The sequence below is a fragment of the Microbacterium sp. S308A+ genome (assembly GCF_049800815.1).
GTDB lineage: Bacteria > Actinomycetota > Actinomycetes > Actinomycetales > Microbacteriaceae > Microbacterium.
The window spans coordinates 120623-138414 of sequence record NZ_JBNAFT010000002.1 but is presented as its reverse complement, the minus strand read 5'-3'; the positions used below and the strand labels follow the sequence as shown (position 1 = coordinate 138414).

General features: G+C 71.6%; 18 protein-coding genes. 9 read left to right on the top strand and 9 right to left on the bottom strand.

What is annotated here, in order from left to right; all coding sequences use genetic code 11:
* Positions 1-3 precede the first annotated feature (3 nt).
* The 3 genes from ACP15J_RS06460 to ACP15J_RS06450 all read right to left on the bottom strand — a co-directional run bounded on the left by ACP15J_RS06460 (position 4) and on the right by ACP15J_RS06450 (position 4763).
* Positions 4-3132 carry an AAA family ATPase gene (locus tag ACP15J_RS06460; protein WP_424936195.1) on the bottom strand — a complete coding sequence of 1043 codons (3129 nt, stop codon included), beginning with the start codon at positions 3130-3132 and terminating at the stop codon, positions 4-6.
* Positions 3132-4358 carry an exonuclease SbcCD subunit D gene (locus tag ACP15J_RS06455; protein WP_424936194.1) on the bottom strand — a complete coding sequence of 409 codons (1227 nt, stop codon included), beginning with the start codon at positions 4356-4358 and terminating at the stop codon, positions 3132-3134. The genes ACP15J_RS06460 and ACP15J_RS06455 overlap by 1 nt, the downstream gene beginning before the upstream one ends.
* Before the next feature lie 96 nt (positions 4359-4454).
* Positions 4455-4763, bottom strand: a complete 309-nt coding sequence (locus tag ACP15J_RS06450) for a GNAT family N-acetyltransferase (RefSeq protein WP_424936193.1) — start codon at positions 4761-4763, stop codon at positions 4455-4457.
* A gap of 340 nt (positions 4764-5103) precedes the next feature.
* Here ACP15J_RS06450 and ACP15J_RS06445 point away from each other — a divergent pair, with 340 nt between their 5' ends.
* The gene (locus ACP15J_RS06445) at positions 5104-5826 is read left to right on the top strand and encodes a winged helix-turn-helix domain-containing protein (protein ID WP_424936192.1); all 723 of its coding nucleotides are present in this window, start codon (positions 5104-5106) and stop codon (positions 5824-5826) included.
* A gap of 47 nt (positions 5827-5873) precedes the next feature.
* Entirely contained in the window at positions 5874-6851 is a 978-nt protein-coding gene (locus tag ACP15J_RS06440) for a DNA-3-methyladenine glycosylase family protein (RefSeq protein WP_424936191.1), read from the top strand.
* A gap of 16 nt (positions 6852-6867) precedes the next feature.
* On the opposite strand, the gene ACP15J_RS06435 is transcribed toward ACP15J_RS06440, so the two are convergent.
* The 4 genes from ACP15J_RS06435 to ACP15J_RS06420 all read right to left on the bottom strand — a co-directional run bounded on the left by ACP15J_RS06435 (position 6868) and on the right by ACP15J_RS06420 (position 10712).
* Positions 6868-7623 (bottom strand): ABC transporter ATP-binding protein, encoded by a 756-nt coding sequence (locus ACP15J_RS06435; protein WP_424936190.1) that lies wholly within the window; start codon positions 7621-7623, stop codon positions 6868-6870.
* A complete protein-coding gene (locus ACP15J_RS06430) occupies positions 7620-8663 on the bottom strand; it encodes an iron chelate uptake ABC transporter family permease subunit (protein WP_424936189.1) in 1044 nt (347 codons plus the stop codon). The genes ACP15J_RS06435 and ACP15J_RS06430 overlap by 4 nt, the downstream gene beginning before the upstream one ends.
* Positions 8656-9639 (bottom strand): ABC transporter permease, encoded by a 984-nt coding sequence (locus ACP15J_RS06425; protein ID WP_424936188.1) that lies wholly within the window; start codon positions 9637-9639, stop codon positions 8656-8658. Before ACP15J_RS06425 ends, ACP15J_RS06430 begins: the two co-directional genes overlap by 8 nt.
* Before the next feature lie 77 nt (positions 9640-9716).
* A complete protein-coding gene (locus ACP15J_RS06420; protein WP_424936187.1) occupies positions 9717-10712 on the bottom strand; it encodes a siderophore ABC transporter substrate-binding protein in 996 nt (331 codons plus the stop codon).
* A gap of 88 nt (positions 10713-10800) precedes the next feature.
* Here ACP15J_RS06420 and ACP15J_RS06415 point away from each other — a divergent pair, with 88 nt between their 5' ends.
* From ACP15J_RS06415 to erm, 4 genes are all read left to right on the top strand, one after another.
* Entirely contained in the window at positions 10801-11577 is a 777-nt protein-coding gene (locus ACP15J_RS06415; RefSeq protein WP_424936186.1) for a siderophore-interacting protein, read from the top strand.
* Between the two features lie 72 nt (positions 11578-11649).
* A complete protein-coding gene (locus ACP15J_RS06410; protein ID WP_424936185.1) occupies positions 11650-12060 on the top strand; it encodes a VOC family protein in 411 nt (136 codons plus the stop codon).
* 113 nt (positions 12061-12173) lie between these two features.
* Entirely contained in the window at positions 12174-12749 is a 576-nt protein-coding gene (locus ACP15J_RS06405; protein WP_424936184.1) for a hypothetical protein, read from the top strand.
* 267 nt (positions 12750-13016) lie between these two features.
* Positions 13017-13841: a 23S ribosomal RNA methyltransferase Erm gene (erm, locus tag ACP15J_RS06400; RefSeq protein ID WP_424936746.1), complete on the top strand. Its 825-nt coding sequence runs from the start codon at positions 13017-13019 to the stop codon at positions 13839-13841.
* 7 nt (positions 13842-13848) lie between these two features.
* On the opposite strand, the gene ACP15J_RS06395 is transcribed toward erm, so the two are convergent.
* A complete protein-coding gene (locus ACP15J_RS06395; RefSeq protein WP_424936183.1) occupies positions 13849-14256 on the bottom strand; it encodes a RidA family protein in 408 nt (135 codons plus the stop codon).
* A gap of 115 nt (positions 14257-14371) precedes the next feature.
* Here ACP15J_RS06395 and ACP15J_RS06390 point away from each other — a divergent pair, with 115 nt between their 5' ends.
* The 3 genes from ACP15J_RS06390 (at position 14372) to ACP15J_RS06380 (ending at position 16332) form a co-directional block, all read left to right on the top strand.
* Positions 14372-14788 carry a VOC family protein gene (locus ACP15J_RS06390; RefSeq protein ID WP_424936182.1) on the top strand — a complete coding sequence of 139 codons (417 nt, stop codon included), beginning with the start codon at positions 14372-14374 and terminating at the stop codon, positions 14786-14788.
* A 155-nt stretch (positions 14789-14943) separates the two neighbouring features.
* Positions 14944-15402 (top strand): carboxymuconolactone decarboxylase family protein, encoded by a 459-nt coding sequence (locus ACP15J_RS06385; protein ID WP_424936181.1) that lies wholly within the window; start codon positions 14944-14946, stop codon positions 15400-15402.
* A gap of 36 nt (positions 15403-15438) precedes the next feature.
* Entirely contained in the window at positions 15439-16332 is an 894-nt protein-coding gene (locus tag ACP15J_RS06380) for a sigma factor-like helix-turn-helix DNA-binding protein (protein ID WP_424936180.1), read from the top strand.
* Positions 16333-16350: 18 nt separating this feature from the next.
* Here the strand turns inward: ACP15J_RS06380 and ACP15J_RS06375 are convergent, their stop codons facing one another.
* Positions 16351-17784 (bottom strand): MFS transporter, encoded by a 1434-nt coding sequence (locus tag ACP15J_RS06375; protein ID WP_424936179.1) that lies wholly within the window; start codon positions 17782-17784, stop codon positions 16351-16353.
* Positions 17785-17792 lie beyond the last annotated feature (8 nt).

Below are 17792 nucleotides of genomic sequence, written 5' to 3'. Positions count from 1 at the left end.
GGCTCAGGCGGACAGTGCGGCGTCGATCACGCTCGGCCCCTGCGGGGTCGCGCGGACGGTGAGCTGCGCCGGGATCTGCTCCTGCATGGCCTCGACGTGGCTGATCACGCCGACCGTTCGCCCGCCCTGGCGCAGCTCGTCGAGAGTGCGCATGGCCACCTCGAGCGTGTCGCCGTCCAGTGATCCGAAGCCCTCGTCGATGAAGAGCGTGTCGAGGCGCACGCCGCCTGCTCGCGCGGTGACCACCTCGGCGAGGCCGAGCGCGAGGGCGAGAGAGCCGAGGAAGGTCTCGCCGCCGGACAGGGACTGGGCGGGCCTGGTCTGGCCGGTGAACGCGTCGAACACGACGATGCCGAGCCCCGACGCCGCACCCCTGGCCGCGAGCGCGTCGCTGTGCACGAGGCGATAGCGTCCCGAGGACATGTCGCCGAGCCGCACGTTCGCGGCCTCCACGATGTCCTCCAGCTCGGCGGCGAGCACGAAGGTCTCGAGGTTCATCTTGTAGCTGTTCGCGCCACGTCCGGCGAGGGCGTCCGCGAGGGCGCGCAGCGTCTCGTGCTCCTCGGCCTGCGCCGCGCTGCGCTCGTGCTCCGACGCCGCCGCCTCGATCAGCTCCCGCAGCTGCGAGGTGACCGCCTGCGCCCTGCTCGCCTCGTCCACCGCGCGGACCCAGTCCGCTCGCGCCGACTCCGCGGCCGCGTCGAACGGCTCCACGGCGATGGGCTCCTCGGGGAGCATCCGCAGCTCCAGATCGAGCAGCACGGCGCGCTCTTTGTCGCGGGCCGCGGCGTGCTGCCTGATCCGTTCCTCGAGCCGGCGCTGTCCGGCCTCGTCGAGCATCGCCGACTCGGCCTCGGACGGGTCGTCGAACGGGGATCCCGCGAGGGCGTTCTCGGCGTCGTCCACCGCCCGCGCCACCGCTTCCCTCCGGTGACCGCGCTCGTCGAGGGCGGCGGCGAGGGTCTCGGCGGCGGCGGCGAGCGCGGTCGAGACCGCGATCCGCTCCGCCACCGACTCATGCTCTCCTCGGGCGGCGGCGACCAGTTCGTCGGCCTCCCGCGCCGCCTGCTCCTGCAGCAGCAGGGCCTCCCGCGCCGCCGCGCTCCGGTCGGCGGCGGCGGACTGCTCGCGGTCGAGGCGTTCCTCGACCGCGAGCAGCTCCGCGAGCGACACGTCCAGACGCTCCGCCTCTTCTGCGGCCGCCGTCGCGGCGGCGTGCGCGGCCGTCGCCTCTTCCCACGCGGCGCGCGCCGCGGCGACCGTGAGGCCTCCGGCGCGGACGCGGGCGGCGGCGAGCCCGGCGCCGACCTCCGACGCACGCGCCGACGCGACGCGCTGCTCCTCCGCGGTCCGCTCCTGCTCGGCCTCTGCGGCGGCCACGTCGTCCGCCAACACCGGGTCGGCGTGGACGGCCGGACGCGGATGCGCGGTCGCGCCGCACACGGCGCACGGCTCGCCGGGGACGAGCGCGGCGGCCAGCTCGCCCGCGATGCCGGCGAGGCGTCGCCGGCGCAGCTCGGTGACCCGTGTCTGCGCCGCCGTCGCCTTCTCTGAGCGCTCGAGAAGCTCCCGCTCGGCGGCCAGCTGCTCGGCCTCGGCGCGCTCGACCTCCTGCGTGCCGGCGAGGCGGGCCTCGGCCTCGTCGCGCGCCCGGGCGAGATCCGCCCGGCGATCCGCGATCCGACGAGCCTCCTCACGCGCGGCGACGAGCGCCTCGCGCCGCTCGGGGATGCCGCTGCGCTCCTGATCCACGGCGACGACGGCCTCCTCGGCCGCCTCCGCCTCGGCCCGGGCGGCGCCCAGAGCGGCCCGGCGGGACGCGGCGTCGCTCTCGAGCGCCGCCGCCCGCTCCCACGCGCCCGTCTCCCGCACGCGCGCGGACGTCCACGTCCGCAGCACCGCGGCCGAGCCCGCATCGACGTCCTGCACCCCGTGCGCAGAGGCGAGGGCGCTCCACGCCGCCTCGGCTTCCTCCGCCGCCGCCTCGGCGCGGGAGAGGTCGTCGACGGCCCGCCGCTCGGCGGACAGCACGGGGCGGAGGACCTCGGCCGCACGGGCCCGGTCGAGCGCGCGTGCGTCGTCGGCCACGGCCGGTGCGGCGTCGTCGAGCTCGGCGAGGGCCGCCCTGGCCCGATCCCGCTCGGCCTGCGCCTGACGCTGCTCACGCGCCTCGTCGCGGCGTCGCTCCGCCTCGCGGAGCACGGCGTCGGCGGCGTCCCGGTCGGCCGCACGCCGCTCGCTCCGGTATGCGGCCCGGTCGAGCGCACGCCGCAGCTCGTCGATCCGCGCGCCGACGCTCTCGTCCGCGGCTCGCCCGGCGTCGCGGTCCCGTGTCGTGCCGGTGCTCTCGCCTGTGTCCTCCGGCCCGCCTGGGCTCCCCGGTCCTCCTAGGCTCCCCGGCTCGGCCCCGTTCGCACCGTCTCCGCCCCCGGCGTCGCCGGCCGACGCGGGGCCCAGATCGTGGGCGAGGACGAGGCGCTCGCCCTCTTCGACCCGCGCCGTCACGGCCGCGAGCGCGCCGCCGAGCGCGAGCTCCGATGCTCTCCGGCGCTCTTCGAACCGGGCCTGGTACTGGCCGAAGCGCTCGGTGCCGAACAGCCTGCGCAGCAGCGCCTGCCGGTCCTTGCTGCTGGCGTGCAGGAACTCGGCGAACCGGTTCTGCGCCAGGAGGATCACCTGCAGGAACTGCGCCTGGTTGAGCTGCAGGATCTCGTCCAGGTCATGCGCGACATCGACCGCACGCGCCGAGCGCCCCACCCACCGGCCGTCGACGAGCTCCTCGAGAGACGCGGCGGCGGCCTGCTTCGTCGTGCCGCCGCCCCGTTTCGCGGGTCGTTCGTACTCGGGCGACCTCGTCACGCGGAAGCGCCCCGCCGCCGTGCTGAACTCGACCACGACCTCGGACGGGTCGCCCGGCTCGCAGTGGTCGCTGCGCAGCCGGCGCTCCCCTCCGTCGTAGCGGGGCACGCCGCCGTACAGCCCGAAGCAGACGGCGTCGAGGATGCTGGACTTCCCGGCGCCCGTGCGTCCGGCGATGAGGAAGATCCCCTCGTCGGCGAACGCGTCGAAGTCGACCGTCTGCCGTTCGCGGAAGGGACCGAACCCCTCGACCTCCAGGCGATGAAGACGCACTAGACGAGAGCCTCCGCGCGCACCCGGTCGTCGATGACCTCGCGGATGAGCGCGCGCTCCCGCTCGTCCGCGCCTCGGCCGTCGCGCACGTGGGCGAGGAAGGCGTCGATCCGGTCGGCGTCGGTGACCGCGGCGCGGAGACGCTGCCCGTAGGAGCGCCGGTCGCGTGCGGCCTCGCCCGCCGGCTCGTGCTGCACCACCGCGCAGAACGGGTAGCGCTCGCGAAGGCGCCGCATCGGATCGGCCTGCGGCAGCGCGTCGGTGTACACCGCGCACACCCAGTCGTCCGCGTGCGCCGCGACGAGGTCCGGCGCGAGCAGTTCCTCGAAGGAACCGGTGAGGGTGACGAGCCGCCGCGGCACCGGCAGCGCCAGCCACTGCGCCGAGACCGCGCCCTCGGCGTCGAGGTCGACCAGCCAGGACCCCCGCTCCTTGTGCTGCTCTCCGAAGCTGTAGTGCAACGGCGCGCCGGCGTAGCGCACGCGCTCGGACAGCGTCTGGCGTCCGTGGATGTGGCCGAGCGCGACGTAGTCGGGACCGTCGAACGCGGCGAGGGGGACCATGTCGATCCCGCCCTGACGGATCTCGCGCTCGAGGCCGGCCGTCACGTCGACCCCGGCCGCGAAGCAGTGCGCCACGACGACCGACCGCCCTGGGTTCTCCGCCATGCCCGCGCGCACGAGAGACATCGCGTGCGCGACCGTCTGCGCCTGGGTGCGCAGCGCCCCTTCGGCAGTGCGCTGCGTCCCCTCGGCACGCGTCCCGCCCTGGCCGCCGTCCGCGGCCTCGCCGTGCCCGTCCTTCTCCCAGTGCCGCCGGACGATCGCGGGCTCGAGATACGGGATGCCGTAGAAGTGCACGGGACCGTCGGCGTCGTCGATCGTGATCGGCGTCCCGACCGTGCGCGGATCGGTCACGACGTGGATGCCGTCGCGCAGAAGACGGGAGTGGAAGCCGAGCCGCGCGGCGGAGTCGTGATTGCCGCTGGTCACGATCACCTGCGCACCCGCCTCGTGCAGAGCCAGCAGCGCATCGTCGAGCACCCCGAACGCGGCGGCCGCCGGCGTGGCCGAGTCGAACACGTCCCCGGCGATCACGACCACGTCAACCGCATGCGCTCGCACCTGCTCCGTCATGGCCGCCAGCACGCCGGCAAGCGCATCGAGCGTCGGGTGCCCGTGGAAGGTGCGCCCGATGTGCCAGTCGGAGGTGTGCAGGATCCGCATGCCCTCACGCTACGGACGAGCACCGACATCGCCGCCCAGGCGTGCCAGAGAAGGCGAGATCCCGGCGTCGTGCCGGCCCGCGGGCCCGACTCCGGCTCATCGCCGACGCAGCAGCCCCTCGTGCTCGGGGTGAGCGGCGAACCAGTCCGCGACGTACCAGCACACAGCGTCCACCTGCCGGTCGCCACGCGTCTCGATGTCCGCCACCGCGGCCGCGACGACACGCGCCGCCTGTCCCGTCCCGCGGAAAGTCGGGACGGTGAAGGCCCTGGTGAGGGCGATCGTGCGGCCGTCGTCGCGGTAGTCGAGCACGCTCACCAGGACGCCGTCCCGCGTGAGGGTGTACCGGGAGGCGCCCTCCTCACGGGTGAGGACGTATCCGTCGTCGAGAGTGATCACCGTCATCCCCGCCACGTTACGCGCACGGCGACGTCACGGACTCGTTTTGACAAGCGGCGACATCGTCCGACATAATCACCCCCATGACCACCAACGCACGTCTCATGTCCGCCCAGGAGGCGAACGGGACTGCCGGCATGATGATGGCCGGCCGCGTTGGCATGTGTTGCCGAATGTGTCGCTGATCGATCAGCCACCCGCCTGACTCCCGCGTTCTCCGCGAACCGAGTCACCGAGCACCCGCCTCGTGCTCGCACCCGGCCTCCCCGGCCTGTCGCAACACACCCGATCCGTCGGCCCTCCGTTCGTGGCGATCCCGGATCCCCCTCCGTCAAGGACCATCATCATGTCGAACCCCGCCCTTCTCGAGCGTCCCGCCCTCTCCGCCCCGGCCCGCCTCCACGCGGTGCCCCGCACGCAGATCGATGCGGCCCAGCCGGCCGTCGACCAGCCGGCCGATCAGCCCGCGGCCCGATCGCCGCGCGGCTTCGCCCTCTACGTCGGGCTCGATGAGCTCAAGGCCGCGAGCGCGGGCGTGAGCCTTCCCCTCCTCGTCGACGCGCTTCGCCGCACGCTCGCCGAGCTCGCTCCCGAGGCCGAGACCCACGCGACCGTCGCCCTCGCGCCGCAGGGCGCCGGCGGCCGCGACCTCGACGTCGTGCGCCTCGCGCTGCACGAGCCCGGCGCGATCGCCCGTGCCAAGGTCGGGACCGAGGAGGGCGCCGAGGATCGTGGCGGCGTCGTCGTGGACATCTCACGCAAGCGTGTGCTGCTGGACGGCGATTCCGCCTCCTTCACCTACAAGGAGTTCGAGTTGCTGCAGTACCTGGTGCTGCGCGAGGGCCGCACCATAGAGCGCACTGAGCTCGTGTCCGCCCTGTGGCAGGCTCCCGGCGACGAGACCCCGGGAGAGCGGACGATCGACGTGCACGTCCGACGGCTCCGTGCCAAGCTCGGCCGGTACGAGGACATCGTGCGGACCGTGCGCGGCGTCGGATACCGGTTCGACCGCCACGCCGATGTGACCATCCGCTATGGCCACGGCACTCCCTCGCCCGACCGCTTCTGATCCGCCCCGTCGGCACGGATGTCGGGGAGCCGGCATAGGGTGAGCGCATGGTCATGACCGCCGACGCGCTCGCCCCCGACGAGTCGGCGCGTGCCTCCTCCTCGACAGAGGCCCCTGACCGCGAGACCGTCTATCGTCCCCGCGGTCCGCTCGATCTGCCGTCCACCCTCGCGGTGCTCCGCCGCGGTCCTCGCGATCCCTCGATGCTCGTCGACGGCCCCGTCATCTGGCGTGCGCAGCTCACCCGCTCCGGTGTCGCGACCCTGGCGCTGCGCACGGTGGCCGGCGAGGTCAGGGCCAGCGCCTGGGGCCCCGGCGCCGACGAAGCGATCTCTCTCGTCCCGCGCCTGTGCGGCGCCGACGACGACCCCTCGTCCTTCGACCCTTCGCCTCACCCGCTCATCGCCGAGACCGCCCGGCGCAATCCCGGCCTCCGCCTCACGCGCACGGACGACGTCTTCGAGTCTCTCGCCGGCTGCGTGATCGAGCAGAAGGTCACCGGCCTGCAGGCGTTCGGCGCCTGGCGTTGGCTCGTCACGAGGTTCGGTGAGCCCGCCCCCGGGCCGGCCCCCCGCCCCATGCATGCGCCGCCCTCGGCCGCCGGCTGGCGGCGCATCCCGTCCTGGGCCTGGCATCGCGCCGCCGTACAGCCGCCACAGTCGCGCACGATCGTCCGTGCGGCAGAGCGCGGCGACCGGATCGCGCGGGCCGTCCTTGCCGCCCCCGACGGACCGGCGCGCGACGCTGCGCTCACCAGCCTGCCCGGTGTGGGCATCTGGACGGCAGCAGAGGTCCGGGTCCGCGCGCTCGGCGACCCGGACGCGGTGAGCGTGGGCGACTACCATCTGTGCCACCACGTCGGCTTCGCCCTCACCGGAAGACGCACGGACGACGCGGGCATGCTCGAGCTCCTGGCGCCGTGGGCAGGGCACCGCCAGCGGGTGATCCGACTCATCGGCCGTAGCGGAGCGGTCGAGTCGCGGCGCGGGCCGCGGCTCGACCCGGAGGATCACCGGGGTCGTTGATCCCGTGGGAGCGGACTCAGTAATAGACCGCGAGCGGCCCCGCAGGGCCTTCGATCACCCGCACCGGGGTGTCGAACACCCGGGTGAGCACCTCGTCCGTCATGATCTCCTCCGGCGTCCCGAACTCGACCACGCAGCCGTCCTTCATCGCGCAGATCCGATCGGCGTAGTGCCCGGCGAAGTTGATGTCGTGGAGCACGACGACGATGGTCCGCCCCAGCTCCTCGGCCGCGCGGCGGAGATGTCTCATCATCTGCACCGCGTGACGCATGTCGAGGTTGTTCAGCGGCTCGTCGAGCAGGATCACCTCGGTGTCCTGGGCGAGGACCAGCGCCACATAGGCCCGCTGCCGCTGACCGCCGGAGAGCTCGTCGAGATAGCGGGACTCGAGGTCCCGCAGATCGAGGAAGTCGATCGCGCGGCTCACGATCTCCTCGTCGGCACGGGTGAGCCGCCCCTTCGAGTACGGGAACCGGCCGAATCCCACGAGCTGACGCACCGTGAGCCGGGTGACGAAGTGGTTCTCCTGACGCAGGATGGAGACGATCCGCGCGAGCGTCTTCGACGGCGTCGTAGCGACGTCGTGGCCGGCGATGGCGATCGTGCCGGCGTCCATCCCCATGAGCCTGCCGACCATCGTGAGGAGCGTGGACTTGCCCGCGCCGTTGGGCCCGATGAGTGCGGTGACGCCCCCTTCGGGCACGACGAGGTCGACGGGGCCGATGGCGACCTCGCTGCTGTAGTTCCTGGCGACGCCGTCGAGGGTGATCACAGGCGGCCCTTTCTGAGGATGACAAGGAGGAACACGGAGCCGCCGACGAGCTCGATGATGATCGAGACGACTCCCTGGGCATAGAAGAGGTTCTTCATGACGAAGTACGCCCCGCCCAGCACCGTGAACGCGGTCAGGACCGCGACGGGGAAGACGAGGCGATGGTCGAACGAGTCGGCGAGCTGATACGCGAGCGTCGCGACGAGGAAGCCGAGGAAGGTCATCGGCCCGACCAGCGCGGTCGAGCACGCCATGAGGACCGCGACGAGGAACAGCACCCGCATGAGCTCGCGCCGGTGGTTGAGGCCGAGGGCCCCCGCGGTGTCCGCGCCGAGGGCCATGACGTTCAGCCGTCGCGCGCGAACCCACAGCAGGAGCCCCGCGGCCAGGCACAGCGGGACCGCGATCGGCAGATAGGAGGCGTCGGCCTTCGCGACGCTGCCGAAGAGACGGGCGGCCAGCACGTCGAACTCGCTCGGAGAGAGCAGCCGCTGCATGAAGGTGGACACCGCGCCGAGCCCGCCACCGAGGATGATGCCGATGAGCAGCATGATCTGGAGGTTCCCGTAACGCCCGGAGAGCAGCCAGCCATACAGCAGCATGGCGAAGCCGACCATCAGCGCCACCTGGAGCGCGAACTGCGGGACGCCCTGGAGGGCGGTGATCCCGGCCGCGCCGAGGAGGTAGACCGAGGTCGTCTGGACGGCGACATAGAGGGACTCGAAGCCCATGATCGACGGCGTGATGATCCGGTTGTTCGTCACGGTCTGGAAGCTCACGGTGGCGATCGCCTGGCAGAAGGCCACGATCCCGATCACGACCAGGTTCTCGACCCTGAGCTGCGCGATCCGCCAGAACCCCTCGGTTCCGAACGGCATCGGGTTGCCGTGCACGAGAAGCCCGACCGCGGATCCGGCGGCGAGGATCGTGAGGACCACGGTGACGACGAGGTAGCGGGTTCGCGCGCGCGACGTCGGCAGCGCCCCGGAGCGGCGGGCGCCCCCGAGGCCGGCGGAGACGACGGCGGCCCCCCTAGCCACGGCGACGCTGCCTCAGCACGAGGAGGATGAAGACCACGGCGCCGACGATCCCCAGCACCAACGACACGGGAACCTCGAAGGGCATGATGACCGTCCGCCCGATGAGGTCGCACGCGGTCACGATGGCCACGCCGAGCAGGCACACCCACGGCAGGTTGCTGCGCAGGTCGTCGCCGCGGATCATCGAGACGATGTTCGGCACGATGAGCCCGAGGAAAGGCAGATTGCCCACCACGACCGTGACCACTCCGGTCGCGACCGCGATGAGCACCGTGCCGAGCAGGACGATCCGGTCGTAGTTCAGACCCACGTTCGTCGCGACCTCCTGACCGAGCCCGGCGACCGTGAAGCGATCGGCGACGAGGAAGACGATCACCACGACGACCGCGACGACCCAGAGCATCTCGTACTGCCCTCGGAGGACCGCGGTGAAGCTCCCGGCGAACCAGACGCCGAGGTTCTGCAGACTGTTGGTCTGCATCGCGACGAACGTCGACACCGAGCCGACGACGGCTCCGAGCATGATGCCCACGATCGGGACGATGAGGGAGGAGCGCAGCGACACCCGACGGAGGAAGAGGAAGAAGACCATCGTCCCGACGAAGGCCGCGACCACGGCGCCCGCCATCCGCAAGGGGATGCTCGCCTGCGGCACGAGGATCATGACGGCGAGGAGACCGAGCCCCGCCCATTCCGTGGTCCCTGTCGTGGTGGGCTCGACGAACCGGTTCTGGGTGAGCATCTGCATCACGAGACCGCACATCGCCATCGCCGCCCCGGCGAGGACGAGCGCCACCGTGCGCGGGACACGGGTGATCGCGAAGATCTCGCCCCCGCCGACGCCGCCGACGACGTCGTAGACGCCGGTGAAGAGGGAGAGGGCGAGGAGTCCTGTCACCCCGAGGGCGCCGGCGAGGAGCCAGGGGTCGAAGAGGCGTCCCCGCGGGCGAGCGGGGAGGGAGGAGGTGGTCGTCATGGTGCGCGGTGGTCGTCGAGGTCGGCAGAGGCACGAGGCCGGGACGGGTGTCGAGAGCGCCCGCCCCGGCGCCGCCCTCAGCTCTTCGCGCTCTTCTCGAGCGCGTCGGCGAGGTCGTTGAGGAACGTGGTGTAGGTCTGGATGCCCTCGTTGAGATACGTGTCGGCGGGCATGTACACGACCTGCTTCTTCTGGATGGCGGTGACACCGGCGAGCGCCTCCGAGCTCTCCAGGACCTCGGCGGCGGGCTTGAAGGAGGCCTCCCGGTCCTGGGCGCTGAAGGACGCGTCGCGGTCCATGACGAGGATCCAGTCCGGGTTGGAGGTGGCGATCGCCTCGACCGAGACGTCGTCTCCCTTGTGGTTCGAGCTCCCCTCCGGCATCTGGAGCGCCGGGGTCATGCCCAGCAGGTCGAAGACGGGGCCGAGGGTCCGGCCGACGGTCGGAGCGATGTAGCCGATCTTCCCCCCGGAGGTGGTGACCGCCATCACCTTGTCCGACTTCTGATAGGCGGACTTGGCGCGATCGATCGCCTTGTCGAAGTCGGCGACGAGCTTGTCGGCCTCCTTCTGCTTTCCGAAGATCTCGCCGAGCACGGTGATCTGTCGACGCAGCTCCTCGTCGAGCGGCTGGCCGTCGCGCGGGTCGAGCTCGAGGACGGTCGCGTTCGGCACGAGCTTGACGAAGTCGTCGTGATACTGGGTGAAGCGCTGTCCGTTGATGATGAGGTCGGGCTCGGCGGCCACGACCGTCTCGAGCTTCGGCTCGATGTGGTTCCCCAGGTCGAGGATCTTCTCGTCCTTCTTGTAGGAGACCGTCTCCGGCATGAGTGCGACAGCGGCTGCCGTGAGCTCGATCCCCCATTCCGAGAGAGTCTGGAACGTCCGATTGTCGGTGGCGACCACCGACGTCGGCGGGGTCGGGATCTTCTGCGTGCCGTTGTTGTCCTCGACGGAGACGACCGACGCCGCGGGGGACTGGGTCGGCGCGGCGGGGGCCGCGGTGCACCCGGCGATCGCGAGCACGGTGGCGGCGCCGAGGGCGGTCGCCGCGAGGATTCTGGGCACGGACATGGAGGGACTCCTGTTCTGCGGATGGGGACGGGTCGTCATGGGAAGGTAAGCCAAACCTAACCGGACGACTTCAGGCTAGCCTAGGCTCATGACCACGTCGAATCACTCCCGCGCTTCGGCCTTCACGATCGAGCGCCAGGGTCTGGATCTGCGCTTCCGCACGGTGACCCTCTCGGCCCGCGAATGGCTCGCACCGAACTACGTGCGCCTCCGCCTGCACGGGGAGGAGCTCGCCGGTTTCTCCTCCCCCGGCGCCGATGATCACATGCGCCTGTTCTTTCCGGCCGAGATGCCGGAGACGGTCGAGGAACTGCGCCAGGCACCGAGCCGGGAGTACACCCCGCTCGCCTGGGGCGAGGACTGGCTCGACGTCGAGTTCGCCGTGCACGGCCGCGAAGGGGTGGCGGCACCGTGGGCCGCCACCGCGCCGCTCGGCTCCCGGATCGGCGTGGGCGGACCCCGGGGGTCGGCCGTCGTGACCGGTGCGCCGGGGAGCTGGTTCCTCGCCGGCGATGAGACCGCGGTGCCGGCGATCCGGCGCTTCGCCGCGTCGATCGGCGACGCCCCCGCCCGGATCGTCGTGGAGACGGGGTCGGCCGCAGACGAGGTGGAGATCGCCGCGCCGGTCGCGGTGGAATGGCTGCACCGGGCCGAGGCGCCCGCCGGGTCCGCCCTCATCGCGTTCGTCGAAGAGCTCGGTGAAGAGGACGTTCCCGGCGACGACCCGTTCTGCTTCCTCGCCGCCGAGCAGTCGATCGTCAAGCCAGGCCGCGCGCTGCTGGGTCGCTGGGGCGTCGAGCCCGGACTCGCGATCGTGAAGGGGTACTGGAAGCGGGGCGAGGCCGAGTATCACGCACCGCACTGACCGTCGCCTCGTCCGCAGGCCGACCGTCGGTCGCTGCGGCGATCGGCCATGAGGGCGAGGAGACTGGGTGTCATGCTCATCTTCGATCATCTCGGGATCACCGTCGACGACCTCGCCCGATCGACGGCGCAGTTCGACGCGGTCCTCCAGTCCCTCGGCTTCACACGGCACGACGCCGAAGGCTCCGTCTCCTGGCAGCGCGACGGAGAGCCCGAGCTGATCCTCTTCCCGGCACGGGAGGCCGGGAAGGGGCCGCACCGGCACGGCGAGACCGGCTGGCAGCACCTCGCGTTCGCGGTCGCCTCCCGCGAGGAGGTGGACCGGCTGCACGAGGTGGCCGTCACCGCCGGCTGGTCGGTCGTGCGAGAGCCGAAGGACTACCCGCGGTTCTCCGCCCGCTACTACGCTTCGTTCGTCGAGGACGACAGCGGCATCCGGATCGAGTTCATGCACAACCCGCCGAGGGAGCACGTCCCGGACTGATCGACGCCCCTCCACCCCTCTGACGAAGGTCACCTTCTCCACTGATCATGCGTCTGAGGCCTCATCGACCTTCGGCCCTAGGCAGGATCGTCGAGCAGGACGACGATGAGGGGATGGTTCCATTGAACGATGCACAGATCTGGACGATGATCGGAGCGTTCACCGCACTGATGCTCGGCATGCTCACGGCCGTCTCCACGCTTTTCGTCCGCGTGCTACGCGCGGAGATCGGGAGCGTGCGGACCGAACTCGGCAGCGTGAGAGAAACCCTCCGGATGGAGATCGGAACGGTGAGAGACACCCTCGGGACGGAGATCGGAACGGTGAGAGACACCCTCCGGATGGAGATCGGGAGCGTCCGGACCGAGCTCGGCAGCGTGAGAGAAACCCTCGGGGCGGAGATCGGAACGGTGAGAGACACCCTCGGGACGGAGATCGGAACGGTGAGAGACACCCTCCGGATGGAGATCGGGAGCGTCCGGACCGAGCTCGGCAGCGTGAGAGACACCCTCGGGGCGGAGATCGGAACGGTGAGAGACACCCTCGGGGCGGAGATCGGGAGCCTGCGGACCGAGCTCGGCAGCCTGCGCGCCGAGATGAACACCCGCTTCGAGGCGACCGATCGACGCGTCGAAGGCCTCGACCGCGATGTGCGGGCCCTCATGAAGCGCGCCTTCGACCTGGGCTAGGCGACACGGCATCTGCATCGCCTACACTGGTCCGCATGGGAACGTTGAACAGCGCGGCCGCCGGCGCGCGCATCTCCGGCCGACGCGACCGCCGCGCCTGACGGCGCGATGACGTTCGCCTAGCCGCCGCTCGCGCCGCACCCCCGGTCCCCGCACCGGGAGCGGCCTTCATCGTCGACCCTGCGATCCCGACGTCCCGTGGAGGGACATCCGGACGCCGTCGCCCCGGCCGCTCGCCGTGTGCTCCGCCCTCTTCCCGGGAGCATCATGCGTCGCCCCTCCCCTCGTCCCTCCTCCACCTCCCGCCCCTCCGTCCCGCCACGCTCGATCCACGGCGGACGCCATGAGCTGGGCCAGAACTTCCTCGTCCATCCCCCGACCGCACGGACGATGGCCTCGCTCGTCGCCGCCTCCTCCGGCACGATGCTGGAGATCGGCCCCGGCGACGGCGCGCTGACCGCCGAGCTCCTCCGCCTGAATCGTCCGCTCCTCGCCGTCGAGCTCGACGAGCATCGCGCCCGACGGCTCAGGGAGCGGTTCGCGCGGGCGCCCCATCTCGAAGTCCGCTGCGCCAATGCGCTGCGGACGCCCCTCGACGCGGCGGTGCTCGTCGGCAACATCCCCTTCCATCTGACCACACCGCTGCTGCGACGCCTCCTCTCCACCGGCTCCTGGCAGCAGGCGGTGCTGCTCACCCAGTGGGAGGTCGCGCGCAAGCGGGCGGGCGTCGGCGGGGCCACGCTCATGACGGCACAGGCGGCCCCGTGGTTCACGTTCTCGCTGCACGGGAGAGTGCCCCGCGAACGGTTTCGCCCCGTTCCCTCCGTCGACGGCGGGATCCTCGGGGTTCGTCGTCGCCCCTCTCCCCTCCTCCCGGCCCGCGAGCGGGGCCGCTACGAGCGCTTCGTCCACGAGGCCTTCCGCGGCGGCGGCAGGGGGATCCGACGCATCCTCGAACACGCGGGGCATCGGACCTCGCGCGACGTGCGGACCGCGCTCGCCCGCGCCGGCGTCCCGGCGGACGCGCTGCCACGGGATCTCGCCCCGGAGCAGTGGGGTCAGCTGTGGCGCCTGCTCGGAGAGCGGCGGTGAGGGTGCGTCAGGCGTCCAGGACGGCCGCGACCGCCTCGATCTCGACGAGCTGATCGTCGTAGCCGAGCACCGTGACCCCCATCAGGGTGCTCGGCACGTCGTGCGCACCGAACGCATCGCGCACGACCTCCCAAGCCGCGACGAGATCGGCCTGGGCGCTCGACGCGACGAGCACACGCGTGGAGATGACGTCCGTGAGGGTGGCGCCTGCGGCGGCGAGCGCCACCCGGAGGGTCTCGACGCACCGCGCCGCCTGTCCGGCATAGTCGCCGACGGCCACCGTGCGCCCATCGTCCCCGAGCGGGCACGCGCCCGCGAGGAAGATGAGCCGCGCGTCCTTCGGCGCGGTGGCGGCGTACGCGTACTCGGCGATATCGGAGAGCGAGGAGGAACGGATGAGGGAGACGACGGTCATCCCTCCATTCTCGCGGGACGACCACGAGGATCCGATGGCGCATTGCGGATGTCGGCGGGGGCGCGGAGACTGTCTCTGCGCGGCAGGGGGCCGTGCATCCCTACGAAGGAGCACCATGACGTCCTTGAACCCGTATCTCTCTTTCCGCGACAACGCTCGTGCGGCGATGGAGTTCTACCAGCAGGCCCTCGGCGGAGAGCTCGAGGTCATGACCTTCGAGGCCTTCCCCGAGATGGTCCCGGACCCGAGCGAGGCCACCCTCGTCATGCACGCCCAGCTCACGACCCCCGAGGGGCTCGTGCTCATGGCGTCAGACACCCCGAGCGTCATGCCCTACGCGGCGCCGCAGGGCATCTCGGTCTCGCTCAGCGGAACCGATGCCGACGCGCTGCGCGCCGCATGGGACAAGCTCTCCGATGGCGGGACGGTCGCCATGCCGTTCGAGCGGGCGCCTTGGGGCGCCCTGTTCGGCATGTTCACCGACCGCTTCGGCATCCAGTGGATGGTCAACGCCGGCCAGGAACAGGGCTGAGACCGACGCTCCCGGTCGCGCCGCCGCGGTGCGACCGGGAGCGTGAGGCACGCCGCGCCCGTCGGATGTCACACTTCTCCCGCGAGATCCGACACCTCCTGTGAGAACGGCGTCCGCGAGATCCGCGGACGATCCGGCGTCGGAAGGACAGTCAGATGACGAGAATCGACATCTCCCGCACGAACAAGCCCGGCTACGCGGCCGTGCTCGGCATGGAGTCGTACGTCCATCAGGCCGTGGAGCCGCGGCTCTACGAGCTGATCAAGCTTCGCGCATCGATCCTGAACGGCTGCGGCTTCTGCGTGGACATGCACGCGACCGAGGGCGCGCGGCTGGGGATCCCCCAGCGCGTGCTGCACGCGGTCGGGGCCTGGCAGCACGCCCGCAACCTTTTCGAGGAGCGCGAGGTCGCCGTCCTCGCCCTCACCGACGCGGTCACCCGGCTGGGACCGGACACCGTGACGGACGAGATCTGGAGCGCCGCGGCGGAACATTTCGACGAGAGCGAGCTCGGAGCGATCGTGCTCGCCATCTCGGTCATCAACGTGTGGAACCGGATCGCGATCTCGACCGAGATGCGTCCCCCGCTCGACGACAGGCACCCGCTCGCGTGACCGCGGCGAGGGTGGCGGCACGCTAGCGTGGAGCGCATGAGCGCCGCCACCCCCGCCGCACAGGCGTGGGGCGCCGAGCGGGACCGGCTGATCGGCATCGCCTACCGGATGCTCGGCGACTTCGGCCTCGCCGAGGACGTCGTCTCCGAGGTCGCGATCGACGCGCTCCAGCGTGAGCGTGAGCATGCAGACCCCGTGCGCTCGTGGCCTGCGCTGCTCACCACCATCTGCGTCCGACGGTCGGTCGATCGGGTCCGCGCGCTCGTCGCGACCCGCGAGGACTATCCGGGCCCCTGGCTCCCCGAGCCGGTCGCGACCTCCCGCCTCCCCGAGGACGTCGTCGCGTCGCGTGAGCTGCTTTCGGTCGCACTGCTCCACCTCGCCGAGCAGCTGACGCCGGAGGCACGTGCGGCGGTCGTCCTGCATCGGGCGTTCGGGATGCCAGCGGTCGAGATCGGCCGGATCCTGGGCCGGACGTCCGCGGCGGTGCGCCAGCTCATCTCGCGCGCCGAACGACGCCTTCGCATCGACCCCGACGCCGCACCGCCTCCTTCGCTCGACCGCACGCTGCTGCTCCGGCTGATGACGGCCATCGAAGAGGGCGACGTCTCCGATGTGGTGCGCTTGTTCGCGCCGGACGCCGTCCTCTGGGCGGACGGCGGCGGGCGCGTGCGCAGCGCGCTGAACCCCGTGTTCAGCGCCGATCGCATCGCCCGTTTCTTCGTCCGCGTCCTGCAGAAGGCCGCGGCCTCCAAACCCCGCCAGCCCGTCGGCGCCACGCTGATCGACGTCAACGGCGAGCCGGCGATCGCCCTCCGGCACAACGGGCGTCGCGACGTCCTCACGATCGAGTCCGGCGTGGACGGACTCATCCGCGGAGTGCGCCAGATCGCGAACCCGGACAAGCTCGGCCGCGCCTTCGCCCTGTGACGCGAGGCGACGACGCGGTCAGTCAGGGAGCGAGGGATGCCGCTCGGTCGTAGGGCCGACGGGGATGAGGAGCGCGAGCACGAAGGCGACGGCCGCGGCGGCGATCCCCAGGAGGAACGCGAGCTGGAAACCGCCGGCGTCGGGCATCCCCGTCCCGCTCTGCACGCTCGACGCCGCGAGCACGGCCCCCATCACGGCCGCCGCCGTGCTCGTGCCCAGCGATCGGCACAGGGCGTTGAGCCCGTTGGAGGCTCCGGTCTCGTTCTGCGGCACCGAGCGCATGATGAGCATGGGCATGGAGGCATATCCGAACCCGATCCCCACGCCGACAAGGAGGTTGGCGAGCAGGATGTGCCATACCTCGGTGTGCAGCAGGATCGTGAACGCATAGGCGGCGACGAGCGCCGCGGCCCCGATGAGCAGGAGGAGCTTGGGCCCGACGACCCGGGCCAGCCTCCCGGCCGCGGGAGAGAGCAGCATCATGAGAATGCCCGACGGCATGACGATGAGGCTCGCCAGGAGCAGGGGAAGCCCGAATCCGACGCCAGAGGTCGCCGGCATCTCGAGAAGCTGCGGATAGACGACGTTCGAGGCGAAGAGGGCGAATCCCATCGCGATGGAGGCGATGTTGGTCAGCAGCACAGGACGGCGAGAGGCGACGCGGAGGTCAAGCAGCGGGTCGCCCGCCCGGAGCTGATACACGCCCCACAGCACGAGGATCAGGATCCCGCCGAGACCCGAGCCGAGGGTCGCCGGGCTCAGCCAGCCCCATTGGTCGCCGCGGGAGACGGCGAGGAGGATCCCGACCAGCCCCGCGCTGAGACCGATCGCGCCGAGCAGGTCGAACCGCCCCGGGTCCCGCAGCACGCTGACCGGCACGATCCACAGCACGAGGACGATGGCGACCGCGCTCATCCCCGCGGTCAGCCAGAACAGCGCGTGCCAGTCGGCGTACTCGGTGATCAGCGCGCTGACCGGCAGGCCGAGCGCTCCGCCGACGCCCATGGTCGAGCTCATCATCGCGATCGCGCCGTCGACGCGATGAGCAGGCAGCACATCCCTCATGACCGCGATGCCGAGGGGCACGACCCCCGCCATGGCCCCCTGCAGCGCGCGGCCGGCGACGACGCCCACGATCTGCGAGGAGAGCGCGACGACGACCGACCCGAGGCCGGTGACGACGAGCAGCCAGAGGATGATCCGGCGCTTGCCGTACATGTCACCGAGGCGCCCGGCGATCGGGGTGATGACGGCCGAGGCGAGAAGGGTGGAGGTCACGACCCAGGCAGTGTCCTCGCGCGCCGCGCCGAGCAGCTCGGGGAGCTTGGCCTGGATGGGAACGACGAGCGTGAACAGGAACGAGGCGCACAGCCCCGTCGCCAGCAGCACGGCGACGATCGCACGATGCGGGGCGGGACGGGAGAGCCGGCGACGTTCCTCTTCGGCCCCCATCAGGGCTC

Bases quoted from the DNA above. Each gene is read 5' to 3' on its own strand.
- ACP15J_RS06385 (WP_424936181.1), top strand. From the start codon at position 14,944: ATGACGAGAATCGACATCTCCCGCACGAACAAGCCCGGCTACGCGGCC.
- ACP15J_RS06415 (WP_424936186.1), top strand. From the start codon at position 10,801: ATGACCACGTCGAATCACTCCCGCGCTTCGGCCTTCACGATCGAGCGC.
- erm (WP_424936746.1), top strand. From the start codon at position 13,017: ATGCGTCGCCCCTCCCCTCGTCCCTCCTCCACCTCCCGCCCCTCCGTC.
- ACP15J_RS06405 (WP_424936184.1), top strand. From the start codon at position 12,174: ATGGTTCCATTGAACGATGCACAGATCTGGACGATGATCGGAGCGTTC.
- ACP15J_RS06390 (WP_424936182.1), top strand. From the start codon at position 14,372: ATGACGTCCTTGAACCCGTATCTCTCTTTCCGCGACAACGCTCGTGCG.
- ACP15J_RS06425 (WP_424936188.1), bottom strand. From the start codon at position 9,639: ATGACGACCACCTCCTCCCTCCCCGCTCGCCCGCGGGGACGCCTCTTC.
- ACP15J_RS06440 (WP_424936191.1), top strand. From the start codon at position 5,874: ATGGTCATGACCGCCGACGCGCTCGCCCCCGACGAGTCGGCGCGTGCC.
- ACP15J_RS06450 (WP_424936193.1), bottom strand. From the start codon at position 4,763: ATGACGGTGATCACTCTCGACGACGGATACGTCCTCACCCGTGAGGAG.
- ACP15J_RS06420 (WP_424936187.1), bottom strand. From the start codon at position 10,712: ATGTCCGTGCCCAGAATCCTCGCGGCGACCGCCCTCGGCGCCGCCACC.
- ACP15J_RS06395 (WP_424936183.1), bottom strand. From the start codon at position 14,256: ATGACCGTCGTCTCCCTCATCCGTTCCTCCTCGCTCTCCGATATCGCC.
- ACP15J_RS06455 (WP_424936194.1), bottom strand. From the start codon at position 4,358: ATGCGGATCCTGCACACCTCCGACTGGCACATCGGGCGCACCTTCCAC.
- ACP15J_RS06375 (WP_424936179.1), bottom strand. From the start codon at position 17,784: ATGGGGGCCGAAGAGGAACGTCGCCGGCTCTCCCGTCCCGCCCCGCAT.
- ACP15J_RS06445 (WP_424936192.1), top strand. From the start codon at position 5,104: ATGTCGAACCCCGCCCTTCTCGAGCGTCCCGCCCTCTCCGCCCCGGCC.
- ACP15J_RS06380 (WP_424936180.1), top strand. From the start codon at position 15,439: ATGAGCGCCGCCACCCCCGCCGCACAGGCGTGGGGCGCCGAGCGGGAC.
- ACP15J_RS06410 (WP_424936185.1), top strand. From the start codon at position 11,650: ATGCTCATCTTCGATCATCTCGGGATCACCGTCGACGACCTCGCCCGA.